Raw genomic sequence first — 18,235 nt, forward strand, 5'->3', positions numbered from 1 at the left:
ATTGCGCCGACATGTTCGACCTTCTCACCACCGCAGCCGCCGCCGCTCAGGGGCTGGGTTCGCCCGCTGACATTTGGGCGCATATCGTCAATGATTTCAGCAATATAACATCGCCCAGCGCATTGGCCGCCTTTGGTCAGGTGCTGATGATCGACATTTTGCTGGCGGGCGACAATGCGATCGTCGTCGGCGCGCTGGCGGCTGGACTGCCCGCCGCCCAGCGCAAGAAGGTCATCCTGATCGGCATCATCGCCGCGCTGGTGCTGCGCATCGCCTTTGCGCTGGTGGTCAGCCAGTTGATGCAGATTGTCGGCCTGATCCTGGCTGGCGGCCTGCTGCTGCTGTGGGTCAGCTTCAAAATGTGGCGTGAACTGCATCCCAAGCGGGGTGGCGAAACGCCCGGCGACACAAGCGACGATGATATATCGGGCCTGCGCCCGGCCAAGAGCTTCGCCGCCGCCGCCTGGGCCGTTGCCGTCGCCGATGTCAGCATGAGCCTGGACAATGTGCTGGCGGTCGCTGGCGCGGCCAAGGACCATCCGGGCATCCTGATCATCGGGCTGATCCTGTCGGTGGCGCTGATGGGCATCGCGGCGAACATCATCGCCAAATATATCGAGCGTTTCCGCTGGATCGCCTATCTCGGCCTGGCGGTAATCGTCTATGTCGCGGTCAAGATGATCTACGAAGGCTTTGTCGATCATCAGGTCGGGATTTTGACGCTGTTCGCCTGAGGCTGAACGCAGCGACGCAACAAAAAGGGGGGCGGAACCACACAGGTTCCGCCCCCCCTTTTTGTGGCGTTTATGGCCCCAATGAGGCTGTCGCATATGGAGCCATCCCCACTATACTCGTCACCCTGAACTTGTTTCAGGGTCCATTTCTCGCCCCAAGCGGTGGCTCTTGGGGCACAATGGATGCTGAAATAAATTCAGCATGACGAAGTAAAATGAGGTCCGTTCCGTACGCGATAGCGGTGCTTCCCCATCGGGGGAGGATCACACCACCAGCACCGTCGCACCGATCGTCTGCCGCGCCTCCAGCGCGCGGTGCGCCTGCGCCGCATCGCTCAGCGCGAAACGCTGGCCGATCACCGCCTTCACGACGCCGCGCTGCATCCGGTCGAACAATCGCTCGGCAGTATGGGCCAGTTCCTGTGGCGTCGCGATATAATCGAACAGGGTAGGGCGGGTGACATAGAGCGATCCGCCACGGCTCAGTTCCAGAAGGCTGACCGGCGGCACCGCGCCTGACGCATTGCCATAGCTGACCGTCAGTCCGCGCCGCTTGAGGCTGGCGAGCGATGCGGCCCAGCTATCCTTGCCCACGCCATCATAGACGACATCAACGCCCTTGCCGCCCGTCAAGTCGCGCACCGTCGCGGCCAACTCGTCAAAGGGAGCGTGCAGGCTATGATCGGCATCGACCTGCGCCGCCTTTTCGGCGGACCCGCAATGGGCGATGACGGTCACGCCCTTGTCGCGCAGCCAGGGGACCAGCACCGATCCGACACCGCCAGCCGCCGCATGGACCAGCGCCACCTGCCCGGCGTGCAGGTCGATACTGTCCTCGGCAAGGTAGCAGGCGGTCATGCCCTTGAGCATCATCGCGGCCGCATCTTCGTTCGACACGCCATCGGGAATCCTGACAGCCTTGTCGGCGGCGATGATGCGGTGACTGGCATAGGCGCCCAGCCCGCTGACGCAGCCGACCCGATCGCCAACGGCAAAGCCGGTGACGCCCGCGCCAACAGCCACGACGCGGCCCGCGCCTTCCGACCCCAGGGGGGTGGGGAGGGGCGCGGGATAGAGGCCGGTGCGATAATAGGTGTCGATGAAGTTGAGGCCGACGGCGTCCTGCGCAACCAGCAGCTCGCCTTCACCCGGTGCGCCGGGATCGAAATCCTCGCGTACGATCACTTCCGGCCCGCCATGGCTGCGGGCGACCATGCGCCACGCGTCCGCCATCAGGCGAGATGCTCGGCAAAGAAATCCGCCGTACGCTTGTCCGCCAGTTGGGCCGCATCCTCGTCCCGGCGATTGCCCATTTCAGCGGCAAAGCCGTGGTCCAGACCGTCATAGTCGTGCAGCGTAACATGGCGATTATCGTCCAGCCCGGCATGCATCGCGGCCTGCGCCTCGGCGGGGACGAAGCCGTCCGCGGTCGGAATATGCAGCATGGTCGGCTTGCCGATCGCATGTTGCTCACCCAGCAAGCCGTCGATGCCCACGCCATAATAAGCGACGAACGCATCGCCATCGGTCCGGCACGCGGCCATGAAAGCCAGCCGCCCGCCCAGGCAATAACCGACCAGCCCGACCTTGCCACCGCCGACAGCCGCCCGCGCCGCCCGGATCGTCGCTTCGATGTCGCGGATCGCCTGGTCTTGATTCAACTTTTGCATATGGCCCAGCGCCGCCTGGAAATCCTCCGGCACGTCGGCGTCCAGTTCGACATGCGGCTTTTCGCGCCAGAACAGGTCGGGGGCATAGGCGACATAGCCTGCCTTGGCCCAACTGTCGCACTTGCGGCGGATGCCCTCATTCACGCCGAAAATTTCCTGAATGACGACGATCGCGGCGGTGGCGTCCTCTGCCGGCTTGGCGACATAGGCGTCGAATGCGCCCTCCTCTTCCAGCGTGGGGACGGAAATAAAGCCTGCCATGGGAATCCCTTCCAACTGTTGTGTCCGGCCCATATTGGCCTGATCGACAGGCAGCGCAACGGGCGTATCGCCCAAAATATTTGCCATGACCGCCCCACTTGCGGCATGACGGGCGCAACGGAATTTTCCGCGCTGGAAGGGCTTTGAACATGAAAGTGACCGTCGATGTCGATTGCAGCCCGGCCGAAGCGCGCGCTTTCCTGGGCCTGCCGGACGTGACCCCGATTCACGACAAATATATCAAGACGATGCTGGAAGGGTTTGAGGGCGTCGGCAGCGCCGAACAGATGGAAACATTGTTCAAAAGCTTCTCCCCCATGGGCGATGCGGGCGTGCGCCTGTTCCAGCAGATGATGAATATCGGCCTGTCGGGCATGTCCGGCACCGAGAAGAAATAAGCCACGCCACCGACCGTGACCGACACGATTTTCGCCCTGTCGAGCGGCGCGCCGCCCGCGGGGATTGCGGTGATCCGCGTCAGTGGTCCCGCCGCCCGCGCCGCGCTGGAACGATTGGCCCGCCGCGTCCCGCCACCGCGCACCGCCAGTCTTGCGCTGCTGGTCGACCCGCAGGACGATGCGCCGCTCGACCGGGCCTTGACCCTGTGGCTCCCCGGTCCGGCAACCGTCACCGGCGAAGATCTGGTCGAGTTGCACTGCCATGGCGGCCGCGCGGTCGTGGCGGCAGTAGAGGCAACGCTCGCGGCGATGCCGGGGCTGCGCCGCGCCGAAGCGGGCGAGTTTACCCGTCGCGCCTTCGCCAATGGCCGGATGGACCTGAACGCGGTGGAAGGGCTGGCGGACCTGCTGGCCGCCGAAACCCAGCAACAGCGCCGCGCCGCGCTGATGATGGCGGAAGGGCATTTCTCCCGACGGATAGAGGGCTGGCGCGCGACCCTGCTCGACCTGTCGGCGATGGCCGAAGCCGCGCTCGATTTCTCCGATGAGGATGATGTGCCCGACGCCGCGATCGAGGCGCGGATCGGCGCGGGCATCACGGCGCTGGCGCAGGATGTCGCCGCCATGCTCGCCGCGCCGTCTGCCGAGCGGTTGCGGGACGGCGTGCGAGTGGTGCTGGCCGGGCCGCCCAATGCGGGCAAGTCGACCCTTCTCAATGCGCTGGTCGGACGGGATGCAGCGATCGTATCCGACATCGCCGGGACGACGCGTGACCGGATCGAGGTGCCTGCGGCGATCGGCGGCGTCGCCTTCCTGTTCACCGACACGGCGGGACTGCGGGACGAGACAGGCGACGCGATCGAGGCGATCGGCATCGACCGGGCGCGATCGGCGCTGGCGGCGGCGGACATCATCCTGTGGCTGGGCGATGAGGCAGAGGCACCGCGCGACGATGCGATATTGATCGCGGCGCAGTGCGACCGCGACGGCGCGGCAGAGCGTCCGGGCCTGCGCCTGTCCGCGCGCACGGGGGAAGGGATGGACGCATTGGTGGCGATGCTGCTGGAGCGCGCCGCGCACATGCTGCCGGGCGAAGGCGACTATGCACTGCACGCGCGACAGCGCCAGCGCGTTGGACAGATTGCGGCATTTCTCGATTCCGCTGCTGGCGCGCATGACCTGTTGATCTTGGCCGAGGAGTTGCGACAGGCGCGGCGAGAGATCGACGCGCTGACCGGCCAAGCCGGAACCGAGGATATGCTAGACCGGCTGTTTGCGGGCTTCTGTATCGGCAAATGAGCGGCATGTTCCACGTGGAACGCTTTTGCTCCGCGCGCGCCTTTCTGATAAGGGCGGCACCATGCGAACAAGCTATGATGTGATCGTGGTCGGCGGCGGCCATGCCGGGTGTGAGGCGGCCGCTGCCGCAGCGCGCAAAGGCGCGACGGTGGCGCTGCTCACCTTTGAACGGGCGACCGTGGGCGCGATGTCCTGCAACCCGGCCATCGGTGGTCTGGGCAAGGGCCATCTGGTGCGCGAAGTCGACGCGCTGGACGGACTGATCGCCCGCGCCGCCGATGCCGCTGCAATCCATTATCGCATGCTGAACAGCAGCAAGGGCGCTGCGGTACAGGGGCCGCGCGTTCAGGCGGACCGCAAGCGGTATCGCGCGGCGATCCATCAGATGCTCGACGCGCAGCCGGGGCTGACGATCGTGGAGGGTGAGGCCGATGCGTTGCTGCTCGCCGGGGAGGCTGTTGCCGGGCTGAAGCTAGCGGATGGGCGTCTCTTGTCAGCCCCCGCCATCGTGCTGGCGACCGGGACGTTTCTGGGCGGCAAGCTGTTCCGGGGTGACGAGCGCGAGGCCGGCGGTCGCGTAGGGGAGCGCGCGGCCACGACGCTTGGCCTTCAGTTGCGCGAGATCGGCTTGCCGATCGGGCGGCTCAAGACCGGCACGCCGCCACGCATCGATGGTCGCACGATCGATTGGGCGCGACTGGAGGCGCAGCCTTCCGACGGCGCGAACTGGACCATGTCCCCGCTATCGGATGGCCGCGTCCTGCCGCAACTCGCCTGCGCCATCACCCGCACCAATGAACGCACCCATCACATCATCCGCGACGGGCTGGGGCGCTCGCCTCTGTTCAGCGGTGCGATAGAGGGGCGGGGGCCACGCTATTGCCCGTCGATCGAGGACAAGATTCAGCGCTTCGGCGATCGTGACGGGCACCAGATTTTTCTGGAGCCAGAAGGGCTGGACGATCCGCTGGTCTATCCCAATGGCATCAGCACGTCGCTGCCGACCGATGTGCAGGTTGCGATGGTCCGCTCCATGTGCGGGCTGGAGCAGGCCGAGATAGTCGTGCCGGGCTATGCCGTCGAATATGATCATGTCGATCCGCGCGCACTGGATTCCTCGCTGGAAGTACGCGCTATCCCCGGCCTGTTCTGCGCCGGACAGATTAACGGCACCACCGGCTATGAGGAGGCGGCGGCGCAGGGTCTGATCGCCGGCGCCAACGCCGCGGCACGAGCGCGGGGGGAGGCGGCTTTGGTCCTTGATCGCGCCAGCAGCTATATTGGCGTGATGATCGACGATCTGGTTTTGCAGGGTGTGACAGAACCCTATCGCATGCTGACGGCGCGCGCCGAATATCGACTACGGCTCCGCGCCGATAATGCCGAAACGCGGTTGGGCGCGATCGGCCTGGCGCATGGACTGATCGGCGCGGTGCGGCAGGCGCGGTTGGGGAGTCGCGCGGCGCAACGTCTGGCGATCGAAACAGAACTGGCGCGCATGATGACCGCCACGGAAATGGCCCGTGCGGGCGCATCGGTTCGGCAGGATGGCGCGCGGCGCAGCCTGTTCGAATGGGCGCGTTTCCCCGAAGTGAACGAGGCGCTGTTGCTCGAATTGGTGCCCGGTCTGCGTGATGCGCCGGATGATCTGCGCGCCGAGATTTTGGAAGACGCGCATTACGCCCCTTATCTCGAACGGCAGGATGCCGAGATTGCCGACATGCGCCGCAACGAGAGGGTGATGATTCCCGCCGATTTCGACTTTGCACGGATCGGCGGTCTGTCGACGGAGATGATCGAACGGCTCGATGCGGCGCGACCCGATACGCTCGCGGCGGCTGGCCGGATCAGGGGTATCACCCCGGCGGCACTGGCAGCAATCCTTGTTCACGTCCGCCGGGTGGCCGCGTGACGGAGGATGAAGCGCGGGCCTGGCTCGATTCACAATTCGATGTTTCACGTGAAACATGGGACCGGCTGGAGCGCTATGTCGCGATCCTGCTGGCCGCGATGGACGAGCAGAATCTGATCGCCCGATCGACCCGCCCCCATGTCTGGGCGCGGCATATCGTGGATTCCGCGCAGTTGCTGCGCCATGCGGAGGATGCAGAGGAGGGGGATTGGTATGATCTCGGTTCTGGTGCGGGGCTGCCCGGCATCGTCATCGCCTGCCTTTCTACGCGGCCAGTTATGATGGTGGAATCGCGGCGCAAGCGGATCGAATTTCTGGACGGCGTGATCGACGAACTGGGTCTCAAGCGCGCGCATGTGTTCGGTGGTCGGGTCGAAGCGGTTCCGCCAACGGCAGCGGCGGTCATCAGCGCGCGTGCCTATGCGCCCTTGCCCAAACTTCTGTCGTCCGCGGCGCATCTGGCGAATGAAAAAACGCTATGGGTGCTGCCGAAGGGACGAAATGCGCAAAATGAACTGGAGGCCGTGCGCCCATCGTGGCAAGGTGACTTTCACATGGAAGCCAGCGTAACGGATGCGGATAGCGCCATCCTGATCGCCCGATCCGTCAAACCCGTCGCCAGGAGGAAAGGCCGCGCATGATCTGCATCGCCATCGCCAATCAGAAGGGCGGCGTGGGCAAAACCACCACCGCCATCAATCTGGCCACGGGATTGGCGGCCACGGGGTTGCGCGTGTTGCTGGTCGATCTCGATCCGCAGGGTAATGCGTCGACTGGTTTGGGCGTCATGCAGGCGGATCGGGCGCAGTCCAGCTATGATCTTCTGGTCGGTAACTGCGCGCTGGAGGACGCCATTGTCGCGACCCGCGTGCCCAAGCTGGACATCGTTCCCGCGACGCAGGATCTGTCTGGCTGCGAGATTGAGCTGATCGAATATGAAGAGCGTACGCACCGACTGGAACGGGTCTTGTCCGAAGCCCCGGCAGGTCGATGGGACATCTGCCTGATCGATTGTCCGCCGTCGCTCGGCCTGCTGACGATCAACGCGATGGTGGCGGCGCAATCGCTGCTGGTGCCGTTGCAGTGCGAATTTTTCGCGCTGGAAGGTCTGTCGCAACTGCTCCAGACGGTCGAGCGCATCCGGGGCCGATTCAATCCCAGCCTGTCGATCATGGGTGTGGCGCTGACCATGTATGACCGGCGCAACCGGCTGACCGATCAGGTTGCCGACGATGTGCGCGCCTGCCTGGGCGATCTGGTATTCTCCACTGTCATCCCGCGCAATGTGCGCCTGTCCGAAGCGCCCAGCCATGGCGTCCCGGCGTTGATCTACGACTTCCGCTGTTCGGGGTCGGAAGCCTATATGCGACTGGCACGCGAACTGATCGCGCGCCTGCCCCGGCAGGAGGTGGCGGCTTGAGCGACGAAACCAGCGAAAAGCCCAAAATGGCCAAGCGCCCGCACGGGCTGGGCCGTGGCCTGTCCGCGCTGCTCGGCGACGTCGCGCGCGAAGAACCTGTCGCGGCGGTCGCTCCATCGCCATCGGGCAAGGCAATCCAGTCCATCGAGGTCGCGCTGATCCAGCCGCACCCGGAACAGCCGCGTCGCCATTTCGACGAAGGCGCGTTGCAGGAACTGGCCGAAAGCATCGGCAAACGCGGCGTGATTCAGCCGATCATCGTCCGGCCCCATGGTGGCGGCTTCCAGATCGTTGCGGGCGAACGCCGCTGGCGCGCGGCCCAGCGCGCCCATCTGCACCGCATCCCCGCGATCGTGCGCGATTTCGATGAGGCCGAAACGCTTGAAATCGCGCTGATCGAGAATATCCAGCGTGAAGATCTCAACCCGATCGAAGAGGCGGAAGCCTATCGCAAGCTGATCGCCGAATTCAGCCATAGCCAGGAAGCGCTTGGCCGCCTGGTCGGCAAATCGCGCAGCCATGTCGCCAATCTCATGCGCCTGCTCGATCTGCCAGCAACGGTGCAGCAGCAGGTGGTCGAACAGAAAATCAGCATGGGCCATGCCCGCGCGCTGATCGGCGCACCCGATTGCGAGGCGCTGGCGCGGCAGGTCGAACAGAAGGGGCTGTCCGTCCGTGATACCGAACAGCTGGTTCGCCGGGTCAAGAAGGGCGAGGACGCACCGGCCGCACGGCGCGGCGGCGGTTCGGGCGACAAGGATGCGGATATTGCCGCGCTGGAGCAGCATCTGGCCGACATATTGGGGCTGAAGGTCGATATTGATCATGCCAGCGGCGCGGGCGGCACGCTGTCGCTGCGCTATTCGACGCTCGACCAGCTCGACATGCTGTGCCAGCGCCTGTCGGGCGAACGCATTTAGGCGACCATGGGTAGCGCGCTGCCGACCGTGAATCGCCATATGCGACATGGGCGAAGTTTGAAGAGTTTGAACCAAAGCAGACTGGTCTTTTACCCACCCGCTCCCTAGGTTGCGGGCATGGCCGACATGCAAAGCTCTACCGCCGCTCCCACGATCATCCGCCGCTCGGATTATCGCCCGCCCGACTGGCTGGTCCCCGCCATCGCGCTGGATTTCGATCTCGACCCGGCGCTGACCATCGTTCGCGCAACGCTGTCGGTCACGCGCAATGGCGATCATGACAGGCCACTGCGCCTCGATGGCGACGGGTTGGTGCCGCTGGAGGTAAAGGTCGACGGCACGGCGCTGGCTGCGGATGACTGGCATATGGAGGCCGGGTCGCTGATCATCGCGCTGTCCGGCGCGGCGCACAGCATTGAAACGCTCGTCGAACTGGCCCCGGAAAGCAACAGCAAGCTGATGGGCCTCTACGCCAGCGGCGGCCTGCTCTGCACCCAGTGCGAGGCGGAAGGGTTCCGGCGCATCACCTTCTTCCCCGATCGGCCCGATGTCCTGTCGCGCTACAGCGTTCGGCTGACCGCCGACAAGGCGCGCTATCCCATCCTGCTGGCCAATGGCGATCCGGTCGAGCAGGGCGTGCTGGACGATGGCCGCCATTGGGCGCTCTGGAACGATCCCTTTCCCAAGCCCTGCTATCTGTTCGCGCTGGTTGCCGGCGACCTGGCCTGCAACGCCGATCGCTTCGTGACGATGAGCGGACGGGAGGTGCAGTTGGGCATATGGGTGCGCGAAGCCGATCTGCCCCGCACCGCGCACGCCATGCAGGCGCTCAAGAACAGCATGGCGTGGGACGAGCGCGTCTATGGCCGCGAATATGATCTGGACGTGTTCAACATCGTCGCCGTGGCCGATTTCAATTTTGGTGCGATGGAGAATAAGGGTCTCAACATCTTCAATTCGCGCTACATATTGGCCGATCCCGAAACCGCGACCGACATTGATTATGACGGGGTCGAAGGCGTCGTCGCGCACGAATATTTCCACAACTGGTCGGGCAATCGCGTCACCTGCCGCGACTGGTTCCAATTGAGCCTGAAGGAAGGATTCACGGTCTTTCGCGACCAGAATTTTTCCGCCGACATGGGTAGTCATGCGGTCAAGCGGATCGAGGATGTCCGCATCTTGCGCGCCGCCCAGTTCCAGGAGGATAGCGGCCCGCTCGCGCATCCGATCCGTCCTGAATCCTATATGGAAATCAGCAACTTCTACACCGCGACCATCTATAATAAGGGGGCGGAGATCATCCGCATGATGGCGCTGATGCTGGGTGCTGAACGCTTCCGCGCCGGCAGCGATCTCTATTTCGACCGGCATGACGGGCAGGCCGCGACCTGCGAGGATTTCGTGGTCGCGATGGAAGAGGGCGGAGGCATAGACCTGACCCAGTTCCGCCGCTGGTATGAGCAGGCGGGCACACCGCATGTCCGCGCGCTGCTGCGCCATGACGCGGCGACCGGCACGGTTGACCTCGATCTGCAACAGAGCATACCGCCAACCCCCGGCCAGCCCGACAAGCAGCCCATGGCCATTCCGCTCCGGGTCGCCTTGTTCGATCCCGCTACCGGCACGCATCATGGCGATGAATTGCTGATGCTGACGGAGGCGCAGCAAAATGTTCGTTTCGAAGGCTTCGCTGCCCCGCCGATCCTGTCGATCAACCGCGGCTTTTCGGCCCCGGTGATCGTGGAAACCAACCGCAGCCAGGATGACCTCGCGTTCCTGTCGGCGCGGGATGACGATCCGTTCGCGCGCTATGAAGCGATGCAGCAACTGATGGTCAACGTGCTCGTCGGCGCGATCGCGGGGCAGCCAGTCGATGACGCCGCCGTCGTCGCAGCAGTGCGCAATACGATCAACGATCCGCTGCTGGACCCTGCCTTCGTTGCCGAAGCCATCCGTCTGCCCAGCGAAGCCTATCTGGGCGACCAGATGGCGGTCGTCGACCCCGATGCCATCCATGCAGCGCGGGAATCGCTGCAACGGCGGATCGGCGCGGATCTGGCGCCGCTATGGCGCGACATGCACAGCCGCACCAAGGCGAACGGCTTTTCGCTGTCACCGGCGGCCAAAGGTGCGCGCAAGCTGCGCAACGCAGCGCTGCATTATCTGGTGGCGTCGGGCGCGGAGGATGGCCCCGCCATTGCCTTCGCCCAGTTCCACGAGGCGGACAATATGACCGAGCGGCAGGCAGCGCTCGCCACGCTGGCCAATAGGACCAGCATGGAACGCGACGCGGCGATCGACATATTCTACAACCGCTACGGCCATGACGCGCTGACGCTCGACAAATGGTTCCAGACCCAGGCGTTCGCGCTGCATCCCGATACGGTCGGTCAGGTCGAGGAACTGGGACGGCACAAGGCCTTCACTCTGTCCAATCCAAACCGGGTGCGGTCCCTTTATGGCGCATTTTCGGGCAACCAATGGGCGTTCCACCATCGGTCGGGCAAAGGGTATCAACTGGTGGCCGACTGCATCATCGCGCTCGACAAGCGCAATCCGCAGACTGCGGCACGGCTGGTCCCGCCCCTGGGGCGTTGGAAGCGTTTCGATGCTGATCGGGCCGGGCTGATGCGTGCGCAATTGTCACGCATCCTGGCGCAGCCGGGCCTGTCGAAGGATGTCACCGAACAGGCCAGCAAAAGCCTGGAGTGAGGGGCAGGCTGGCTTAGCTGCCGTTCGGGCCGCCGCCCGGACCGCTGCCGCCGGCATTGCCGCCCATGCCGCCAGCGCCGACCGCACCGATATTGCCGAATATCTCGTCAAACAGGCTGCGATTGCGACCCAGCGTCGGCGTCTTGTCGCCCATGGGCGAAATATGGGCGACCTGTTCCAGCCCCATGCGGTCCACCGCTGCGACATTGCCCGCCGCGTCGAAATGGACGCGCAGTACCGTCTGGGCAACGGGCTTGGGGTTGGAGAAGGCCAGCGCGCGCATGTCACGCGACACATAATACCAGTCCTGCTCGCCAAATTGCGAGACGAAGCTGGGACGACCCAGCGTGCCTTCCACCGATGCGCGATTGTCGATGCCCGGCTGAACCGAATCAACCAGCAGCTTGTCGACCTGATAGCCCTGATGGGTGCGGATGCGGGTGCAGCCCGATGCTCCCAGCACCAGCGCGCCCAGGCCAAGAGCCAACAGGACACGCCCGCGTGTGGAATGACGGCTGAACTGACGCATGGACTTCTCCTGGCGGAACGCTCCCGCGAACCCAATAAACATGACGCCGCCATTGCATTGGGCAGCGGCTCGATCAATATGGAAATGCGTCGCTCCCGGCAAGGGGCGACACTTGGCAAGACGGTGCTCCGTCGAACGATCCATCTTAAAAAAGCATAGTCCCCATGTCCACAGCCTCCCCTTCCTTCCTCCAGCGCCTGTTTGGCCGCACCGATCCCAAGGATGGACTGCTGCCGCTCTACAATGTCATCGTCGCGCAGGGGCGGCAGCCGCACTGGTATATCGACGGCGCGGTGCCCGACACGCTGGACGGACGGTTCGACATGATCGTCGCGGTCCTGGCGCAGGTGCTAATGCGGCTGGAGCAGCAGGGGGCAACGCAGGAAAGCGTCTGGCTGACCGAATTGTTCGTCGATGACATGGACGGCCAGTTGCGCCAGGAAGGCATAGGCGATGTCGTGGTCGGCAAGCATATCGGCCGGATGGTGAGCGCGCTGGGTGGCCGGATCAGCGCCTATCGTGCCGCGCTGGCCGGGGAAGCCGACATGGCCGACGCACTGCGCCGCAACCTCTATCGCGGCGCACCGGTGAGCGACGCCGCGCTCGCCCATGTCGAAGGCGCGTTGCGGGAACGCTGGACGCGGCTGGGCTGCCTGACCCGCGATGCGATGCTGGCGGGGGACTTGGGATGAGCGCGCTGCCGACGCCCGAATTTTCGCGCCCCGTCCGGCTGGACCAGATCGGCCATATCAGCGGCAGCACCAGCATCGTCGCCGACGCGGCCGAGCGGGAAGCGCTGATGCGCCGGTTCGGCCTGCTGGCGCTCGATGCGCTGGAGGCGGACTATCGAATCAGTGAGGAGAATGGCAGCATCTTCGCGCGCGGTCGGGTGCGGGCCAGCCTGGCGCAGGCCTGTGTCGCAACTGGCCAGCCGGTGGCAGAAACCATCGACACAGAATTCCTGCTCCGTTTCGTTCCTGACGATGAGGATGTCGTCGAAGGCGCCGAAATGGAGCTGGACGCCGAAGATTGCGACACGATCGGCTATAGCGGCAACAGCATCGACATGGGCGAAGCCGTCGCCGAGACAGTGGCGCTGGCGATGGCGCCCTATCCCCGCGCGCCCGATGCCGACGCCATTTTGCGCGAAGCAGGCGTGTTGCAGGAGGATCAGGCCGGTCCCTTTGCCGCCTTGCTGGCACTCAAGGGCAAGGAATAAGTCGCGGTCGCGGCTGCGCTGTTTCCCTTTCGTTCCTGTCATGGCATAAGATCGGGCCATGGACGCCCCGCCGCCATCGCCGCGCAAGATCATCCATATCGACATGGACGCTTTCTATGCGTCGGTGGAACAGCGGGACAATCCCGCGCTGCGCGGCCAGCCGATCGCGGTGGGCGGGGGCGGCCCGCGCGGGGTGGTCGCCACGGCCAGCTATGAGGCGCGGGCGTTCGGGGTGAAGTCCGCCATGCCCGGCGCACGGGCGCGGCGGCTCTGCCCCGACCTCATCTTCGTGCCGCCGCGATTCGAAGCCTATCGTGCGGTGTCCGGGCAGATCCGGGCGATCTTCGCGCGCTTTACCGACATGATCCAGCCGCTATCGCTCGACGAAGCCTATCTGGACGTCACCGTGAACAAGCCAGGCATCGCGTCCGCGACGCAGGTGGCGGCGGAGATTCGCGCGCTGATTCGCGCGGAAACCGGGCTCACCGCCTCGGCCGGCGTGTCCTATAACAAGCTGATCGCCAAGCTGGCATCGGACCAGAACAAGCCCGACGGCCTATGTGTCGTGCGGCCAAGCGAAGGCCCGGCCTTTATCGCCGCCATGCCGGTGCGGCGCATTCATGGCGTGGGTCCAGTGACGGCGGCGCGGATGCACGCGCTGGGGATCGAGACGGGGGCAGACCTGCGCGCGCGCGACCTGCCCTTCCTTCAGGCGCATTTCGGTAACGCCGCCCAATATTATTACCGGGCCGCCCGCGGGCAGGACGACCGGCCAGTGCGCGAACGCGAGCAGCGCAAGTCGGTGAGTGTCGAGGATACATTTTTCGACGATCTGACCGATCGGGATCGGCTGGTGGCGGAGATAGAGCGAATCGCCGCCAGTCTGTGGGGCCGGATCGAAAAGGCGCAGGCCTGGGGCCGGACGGTGACGCTCAAGATCAAATTCGCCGACTTCCGTATCATCACCCGCTCACGCAGCTTTGCTACGCCGGTGCGTTCGCCCGACTTGCTGGCGCAAGCGGCGCGGGACTTGCTGCTGGCCCAGCTACCGCTGCGCATGGGCGCGCGGTTGTTGGGACTGGGGGTGCATAATCTGGAAGTGGAGGAAGAAGCGGGGCAGGGCGATCAACTGGCGCTGGGGTTATAAGCCCCAGCCGTCAGTCCGCCCGCCGATGATCGCCCCTTAAAATGGCAGCCAGGTCCGCTTTTCGCTGAACTTCATGTAACCGGCATTGACGCCCAGCCGATAGCCGACGCCAAGACGGATCGGGATCAGCACGACATTGCCCCAGCGCAGATAGCTGGCGGTGAAGCCGCCGACCAAATAGGCGGTGCCTTCGGCCGCCGGGAAGCGGTGATAGAGATCCTGCGTGTCGTAGAGATTGTAGACCAGCACGAAGGTGTTGGCCGCGTTGCCGCCGACATCGAAGCCGATCGATGGCCCTGTCCAATAGACTTCGCGCTTGCCCTCGACCTTGTGATTGAGCGTGCCGGACCCATAGCGCAGGCCGACAACGAAGGCGCCCGACGCCTCACGCCCGGCGATATAGGCGTTGGGGCGACCCTGATCCTTCAATATCTTTTCGATAAGGCCCGCCAGCCCTTCCGCGCCCTTGCCGAACACGCCTTCCGCCGCGCCGATCAGATCGTCCTGCTGATAAGAATCGCTGGGCGCGATGGCGGCAGGCGGGGATGATTCCGTAACGGGTGCGCCGGTTGCGGTGGTGCCGGACGTGACGGCGCTGTTGGCCGGGCTGTCATTATAGACGCTGGGATCGACGCCCGGCTCCGTAGGGGCGGGGCGCGCGGGTGGCGGCGGCGCGAGATCGGCGTCGATCGCGGTGTTGGGATCGATCGTGCGCACCTGGGCAGACGCCACCGGGCTGAGCGCCAGCCCCGCCAGCGCCACGACCAGCGCGCCTGCGCGTGCCAGGCGGGCGCCTTTCCGTCCCATAATCCCGATCATGCCCGATGCTCCCCGCAAATTTCCATTCTAACCATCCCCCAGACTATCGGCTTTCAACCTGAAACGACAATGAACGAACGTCCACCTGAGTCGATTCCGGGCCGGAACGATTTACAAGCATGACATTAGCGCAAAAAATCCCCGAACAGGACCGTTGCCATGCGCCAAAGCCGTCGCTATAGGACACGTCGCCTAGCCGCAGCCCCGCCCCAAGCGGGCGTTCAGGCCATGTTTGGAGACGTGGGTGAGTGGCTGAAACCAACGGTTTGCTAAACCGTCGTAGGGATAACTCCTTACCGAGGGTTCGAATCCCTCCGTCTCCGCCACCCTTTTTCGGACTGAACCGATGATCCGCGCCCGTTTCGGCACTTTGCGCGGCCTGGTCCGCCTGATCCTGTCCTATCCGCAACTGGCGCTGGGCCTATCCGCCAGTCGCCCGGCTGATCCTGCGCAGGTGCGGCGGCTGGTGTTCGTGTGTCAGGGCAATATCTGCCGCAGCGCCTTTGCCGATGTCGTGGCGCGCAGGGCGGGGCTGCGGTCGGCGTCTTTCGGGCTGTCGACCACCACGGGGCGGGCCGCGCATGATCCCGCCATCGCCGCCGCCCGCGCCTTGGGCCATGATCTGGCGCAGCATCGTGCGGTCGACATGGCGGATTATGTGCCGCAGGCGGGCGACCTGCTGCTGGCGATGGAGGTGCGGCAATTGCACCGGCTGGCTGCCGATCCGCGCCTCAACCATCTGCCGCGGACATTGCTTGGGCGGTGGACGGTGCCGGTGCTGCCGCATCTGCACGATCCCTATGGGTTGGACGACCCTTATATGGCGACCTGCCTTGCCCGAATCGAGCAGGCGGTCGAGCGGCTGGTCAGCGCTTTCCCCCGCGCACGGCTTTCCTGAACATCTGCGCCATATCCCGCATCCAGGGACGGGGATCGGATAGCGTCAGCACATAATAGCGGGTTGCCGGGTCGAAAAAGCCCAGCACATAGCCGATCAGATCCCTGACTGGCCGCCGTTTGAAGAACGGATCGCTGATGCGTCCCGGCGCAATCCACAGGCGTATGAGACGCTTGGTTTCCGGCACCATATAGCGCGCGCGCAGATCATCGCGCGGCGGCGGCGCCGGGTCACGCTGGCCCAGCACGGTGCGGCGATAGGCTTCCCAGGCGAAATGCGCGCCACAATGGCGGGCCAGCGGCAGGCTGCCCCAGAAACGGCCATTGACCTCCATCAGCCAATAGCGTCCGCTGTCCGGCTCATAGCGATATTCGACCATCGCCTGCCCGTCCCAGTCGAGCGCGCGCAACAATTGTTCGGACAGCGCCATCTGATCGCCATGCAGGTCCGCCGGTTCGGCCCGGCACAGCGTGGATACGCCTCCTTCGGGGGCCATTCGTGCAGGCGGCGATGCTGGAAGCGCAGCGTCGCCTGTCCCTGTTCCATGTAGAGCATCTGCCCCAGGCCGACGCCGCGGCAATATTGCTGGATCAACGGCCAAAGGCCTACAGGCGCGTAGCGGTCCAGCAGTGCGACCAGTTCTTGCGGCGTGTGGACATATTCGGTCTTGAGCCATTCAAGCCCGGCCTGCTCCAAGATTGGCATGATCGCGGGCGGATTGGCCCATTTGGCGACCAGCGGATACTGCATCGTCGCGACACGGGCGGCAAAATCCTCGCCGATCTGTGGTTGCCAGGTTTGCGGCACGCGCAGGCCAGCCTTTTCGGCAATGTCCAGCGTTCGGAATTTGTCGATGACCTTGGCCAGCCGGTCGGGTCGGGGCACCAATATGTGGCAATCGCCGATCGTGGGTGGCAGCTCCGCCAGTTCCAGCAGGTCCGATTCGGACACGGCCAGCACCGCGCCCGCGCCGGTGCGGGCGATCAGGTCCGGCAGCCAGAGCGCGGCAGGACCGTCGGGGCGCAAATGCGACCGGGTGCAGTGGCGAGAGGCCGCACCCACGCTGTCCGCATCGCCCGCAACGCCGTGCACGGGCACGCCATGCTCCCCCAGTTCACGCACGACCGTCAGGCCGATGGCGTTCTCCAGACCCAGGACGATGGCGCCGGGCAGGGCTGTCACGCAGGCACCAGCCGATGTTCGTAGCGCCATGTCGACCAGGCCTGCTGGGCGATCCGCAACCCGGTGCGCAGACGACTGGGCGGCACGCGGGTCAGGCTGCGGCCAGCGCGATCGGCCAGATCGTCGGGCAGGTCGTGGAAGCCTGCGCCACGGATCTGCGGCAGGCGGGCCGCCTCCCGGCAGAGCGCGACGAACCGCGCCTTGACCGCGCCATTGGGGCGTTGCCGGTCGCGGGACAGCATTTCGAAACTATGGGTGACAATGACGAAGGCATCATGGCCTTCCTGCGCGGCATGGCGCAGCCCCGCGCGCATTTCGGCGGCGGACATGGCGCAGATTTGCGCCGGACGAAAGCGGCCGGGCCGGTCGGATATGCCCGATACCGGCAATTCACTGATACCGTGCAGGCGGCTTGCGCCTATCTCGCCCGGATCGGCATCGATATGGCAGTCAAGGCCCAGATAGGCGGGATTGACGCTGCTGTCCCACGACAGGCCGATTGCCGCAAGGGCGCGCAGCGTGTCGTCATTGGCCCCGAAATTACCCGCGCGAAAGGCGGTGATGGCGGGCGCCCCGGCCTGTTCCAGCAGCTGCCTGGCCAGGCCCAGCAGAACGATCTGGTCCGCCAGCGTGAAATCGCCGATATTGCGGCCCTGTCGTCCACCGACCGGCGATTCCTTCGCCCAGGCGAGCCATTCGGTGTGGATGTGCATCTGCACTTCATGGCCGCGCTCCACGATTGCGGTGACGATCGGGGTCAGGAAATCGGCGCCGTGGACCAGCGCGGGCAGGGGATCGAGGAAGAACACGCCTTTCAGGCCATGGCGGTCGAGCATGTCCATCTGCCAGCCTATGCCATGCGCCTGCCCCTGCGCTTCGGCCCAGATCGAACGGCGGATATTGTCATCCAGGTCGACGCCGCGCTGCTGGAGCGAGGCGGACAGTTCCGTATCGACGGTGATGAGCAGCGCGGTCATGGGCGATCCGGTCGGGGGGAGGCAATTGGACAGCAATAGGGATCAGGAGTTAAGGACCGGTGATATGTCCCCAATATGTCCTCTGGTCCACATATTGGAAAGATAGCATCGGGCCGTCAATCCGCTGCCATCCCT

Annotated in this window: 18 protein-coding genes, 1 tRNA gene and 1 pseudogene; 14 read left to right on the top strand and 6 right to left on the bottom strand. The window is 64.9% G+C overall.

The window, feature by feature from the left end; all coding sequences use genetic code 11:
- The first annotated feature begins 11 nt into the window (after positions 1-11).
- Entirely contained in the window at positions 12-734 is a 723-nt protein-coding gene (locus tag CJD35_RS05835) for a YjbE family putative metal transport protein (RefSeq protein ID WP_017183197.1), read from the top strand.
- A gap of 264 nt (positions 735-998) precedes the next feature.
- On the opposite strand, the gene CJD35_RS05840 is transcribed toward CJD35_RS05835, so the two are convergent.
- Together CJD35_RS05840 and CJD35_RS05845 are read right to left on the bottom strand one after the other, a co-directional pair.
- Complete coding sequence (locus tag CJD35_RS05840) at positions 999-1,967, bottom strand: quinone oxidoreductase family protein (RefSeq protein ID WP_017183198.1); 969 nt, start codon at positions 1,965-1,967, stop codon at positions 999-1,001.
- Positions 1,967-2,665, bottom strand: coding sequence for a dienelactone hydrolase family protein (locus tag CJD35_RS05845; RefSeq protein WP_026002399.1), 699 nt, complete (start codon positions 2,663-2,665; stop codon positions 1,967-1,969). The genes CJD35_RS05840 and CJD35_RS05845 overlap by 1 nt, the downstream gene beginning before the upstream one ends.
- 149 nt (positions 2,666-2,814) lie before the next feature.
- Between CJD35_RS05845 and CJD35_RS05850 the strand changes: the two genes are divergently transcribed.
- The 7 genes from CJD35_RS05850 (at position 2,815) to pepN (ending at position 11,329) form a co-directional block, all read left to right on the top strand.
- Positions 2,815-3,063 carry a DUF6489 family protein gene (locus CJD35_RS05850; RefSeq protein WP_017183200.1) on the top strand — a complete coding sequence of 83 codons (249 nt, stop codon included), beginning with the start codon at positions 2,815-2,817 and terminating at the stop codon, positions 3,061-3,063.
- A gap of 15 nt (positions 3,064-3,078) precedes the next feature.
- Complete coding sequence (mnmE, locus tag CJD35_RS05855; RefSeq protein ID WP_017183201.1) at positions 3,079-4,362, top strand: tRNA uridine-5-carboxymethylaminomethyl(34) synthesis GTPase MnmE; 1,284 nt, start codon at positions 3,079-3,081, stop codon at positions 4,360-4,362.
- A gap of 61 nt (positions 4,363-4,423) precedes the next feature.
- Positions 4,424-6,274 carry a tRNA uridine-5-carboxymethylaminomethyl(34) synthesis enzyme MnmG gene (gene mnmG, locus CJD35_RS05860; RefSeq protein WP_026002400.1) on the top strand — a complete coding sequence of 617 codons (1,851 nt, stop codon included), beginning with the start codon at positions 4,424-4,426 and terminating at the stop codon, positions 6,272-6,274.
- Complete coding sequence (gene rsmG / locus CJD35_RS05865) at positions 6,271-6,915, top strand: 16S rRNA (guanine(527)-N(7))-methyltransferase RsmG (RefSeq protein WP_017183203.1); 645 nt, start codon at positions 6,271-6,273, stop codon at positions 6,913-6,915. The genes mnmG and rsmG overlap by 4 nt, the downstream gene beginning before the upstream one ends.
- Positions 6,912-7,694, top strand: a complete 783-nt coding sequence (locus tag CJD35_RS05870; RefSeq protein ID WP_017183204.1) for a ParA family protein — start codon at positions 6,912-6,914, stop codon at positions 7,692-7,694. The genes rsmG and CJD35_RS05870 overlap by 4 nt, the downstream gene beginning before the upstream one ends.
- Positions 7,691-8,614, top strand: a complete 924-nt coding sequence (locus CJD35_RS05875) for a ParB/RepB/Spo0J family partition protein (protein ID WP_017183205.1) — start codon at positions 7,691-7,693, stop codon at positions 8,612-8,614. The genes CJD35_RS05870 and CJD35_RS05875 overlap by 4 nt, the downstream gene beginning before the upstream one ends.
- Positions 8,615-8,731: 117 nt before the next feature.
- A complete protein-coding gene (gene pepN / locus CJD35_RS05880) occupies positions 8,732-11,329 on the top strand; it encodes an aminopeptidase N (protein ID WP_017183206.1) in 2,598 nt (865 codons plus the stop codon).
- Between the two features lie 13 nt (positions 11,330-11,342).
- On the opposite strand, the gene CJD35_RS05885 is transcribed toward pepN, so the two are convergent.
- The gene (locus CJD35_RS05885) at positions 11,343-11,858 is read right to left on the bottom strand and encodes an outer membrane protein assembly factor BamE (protein WP_026002401.1); all 516 of its coding nucleotides are present in this window, start codon (positions 11,856-11,858) and stop codon (positions 11,343-11,345) included.
- Here CJD35_RS05885 and CJD35_RS22680 point away from each other — a divergent pair.
- The 4 genes from CJD35_RS22680 to dinB are packed head-to-tail and all read left to right on the top strand — an operon-like array spanning position 11,838 to position 14,224.
- Positions 11,838-12,017, top strand: a complete 180-nt coding sequence (locus CJD35_RS22680; protein ID WP_167383138.1) for a hypothetical protein — start codon at positions 11,838-11,840, stop codon at positions 12,015-12,017. The genes CJD35_RS05885 and CJD35_RS22680 overlap by 21 nt on opposite strands.
- 5 nt (positions 12,018-12,022) lie before the next feature.
- Positions 12,023-12,550 carry a ubiquinol-cytochrome C chaperone family protein gene (locus CJD35_RS05890; RefSeq protein ID WP_017183208.1) on the top strand — a complete coding sequence of 176 codons (528 nt, stop codon included), beginning with the start codon at positions 12,023-12,025 and terminating at the stop codon, positions 12,548-12,550.
- Positions 12,547-13,077 carry a DUF177 domain-containing protein gene (locus CJD35_RS05895; protein ID WP_017183209.1) on the top strand — a complete coding sequence of 177 codons (531 nt, stop codon included), beginning with the start codon at positions 12,547-12,549 and terminating at the stop codon, positions 13,075-13,077. The genes CJD35_RS05890 and CJD35_RS05895 overlap by 4 nt, the downstream gene beginning before the upstream one ends.
- 58 nt (positions 13,078-13,135) lie before the next feature.
- Complete coding sequence (gene dinB / locus CJD35_RS05900) at positions 13,136-14,224, top strand: DNA polymerase IV (protein ID WP_017183210.1); 1,089 nt, start codon at positions 13,136-13,138, stop codon at positions 14,222-14,224.
- Between the two features lie 36 nt (positions 14,225-14,260).
- Here dinB and CJD35_RS05905 read toward each other — a convergent pair whose 3' ends face one another.
- Entirely contained in the window at positions 14,261-15,043 is a 783-nt protein-coding gene (locus tag CJD35_RS05905) for a DUF1134 domain-containing protein (RefSeq protein WP_017183211.1), read from the bottom strand.
- Positions 15,044-15,277: 234 nt separating this feature from the next.
- On the opposite strand from CJD35_RS05905, the gene CJD35_RS05910 reads away from it, so the two are divergent.
- Positions 15,278-15,369, top strand: a tRNA-Ser gene (locus CJD35_RS05910).
- A gap of 20 nt (positions 15,370-15,389) precedes the next feature.
- Complete coding sequence (locus CJD35_RS05915; protein WP_017183212.1) at positions 15,390-15,941, top strand: arsenate reductase/protein-tyrosine-phosphatase family protein; 552 nt, start codon at positions 15,390-15,392, stop codon at positions 15,939-15,941.
- Here the strand turns inward: CJD35_RS05915 and CJD35_RS05920 are convergent.
- Positions 15,910-17,123, bottom strand: a pseudogene (locus CJD35_RS05920) (carboxylate--amine ligase). The gene CJD35_RS05915 and the pseudogene CJD35_RS05920 overlap by 32 nt on opposite strands.
- Positions 17,120-18,100 carry a polysaccharide deacetylase family protein gene (locus CJD35_RS05925; RefSeq protein WP_017183214.1) on the bottom strand — a complete coding sequence of 327 codons (981 nt, stop codon included), beginning with the start codon at positions 18,098-18,100 and terminating at the stop codon, positions 17,120-17,122. The pseudogene CJD35_RS05920 and the gene CJD35_RS05925 overlap by 4 nt, the downstream one beginning before the upstream one ends.
- Positions 18,101-18,235 lie beyond the last annotated feature (135 nt).

The organism is Sphingobium xenophagum, assembly GCF_002288285.1.
Taxonomy (GTDB): Bacteria; Pseudomonadota; Alphaproteobacteria; order Sphingomonadales; family Sphingomonadaceae; genus Sphingobium; species Sphingobium xenophagum.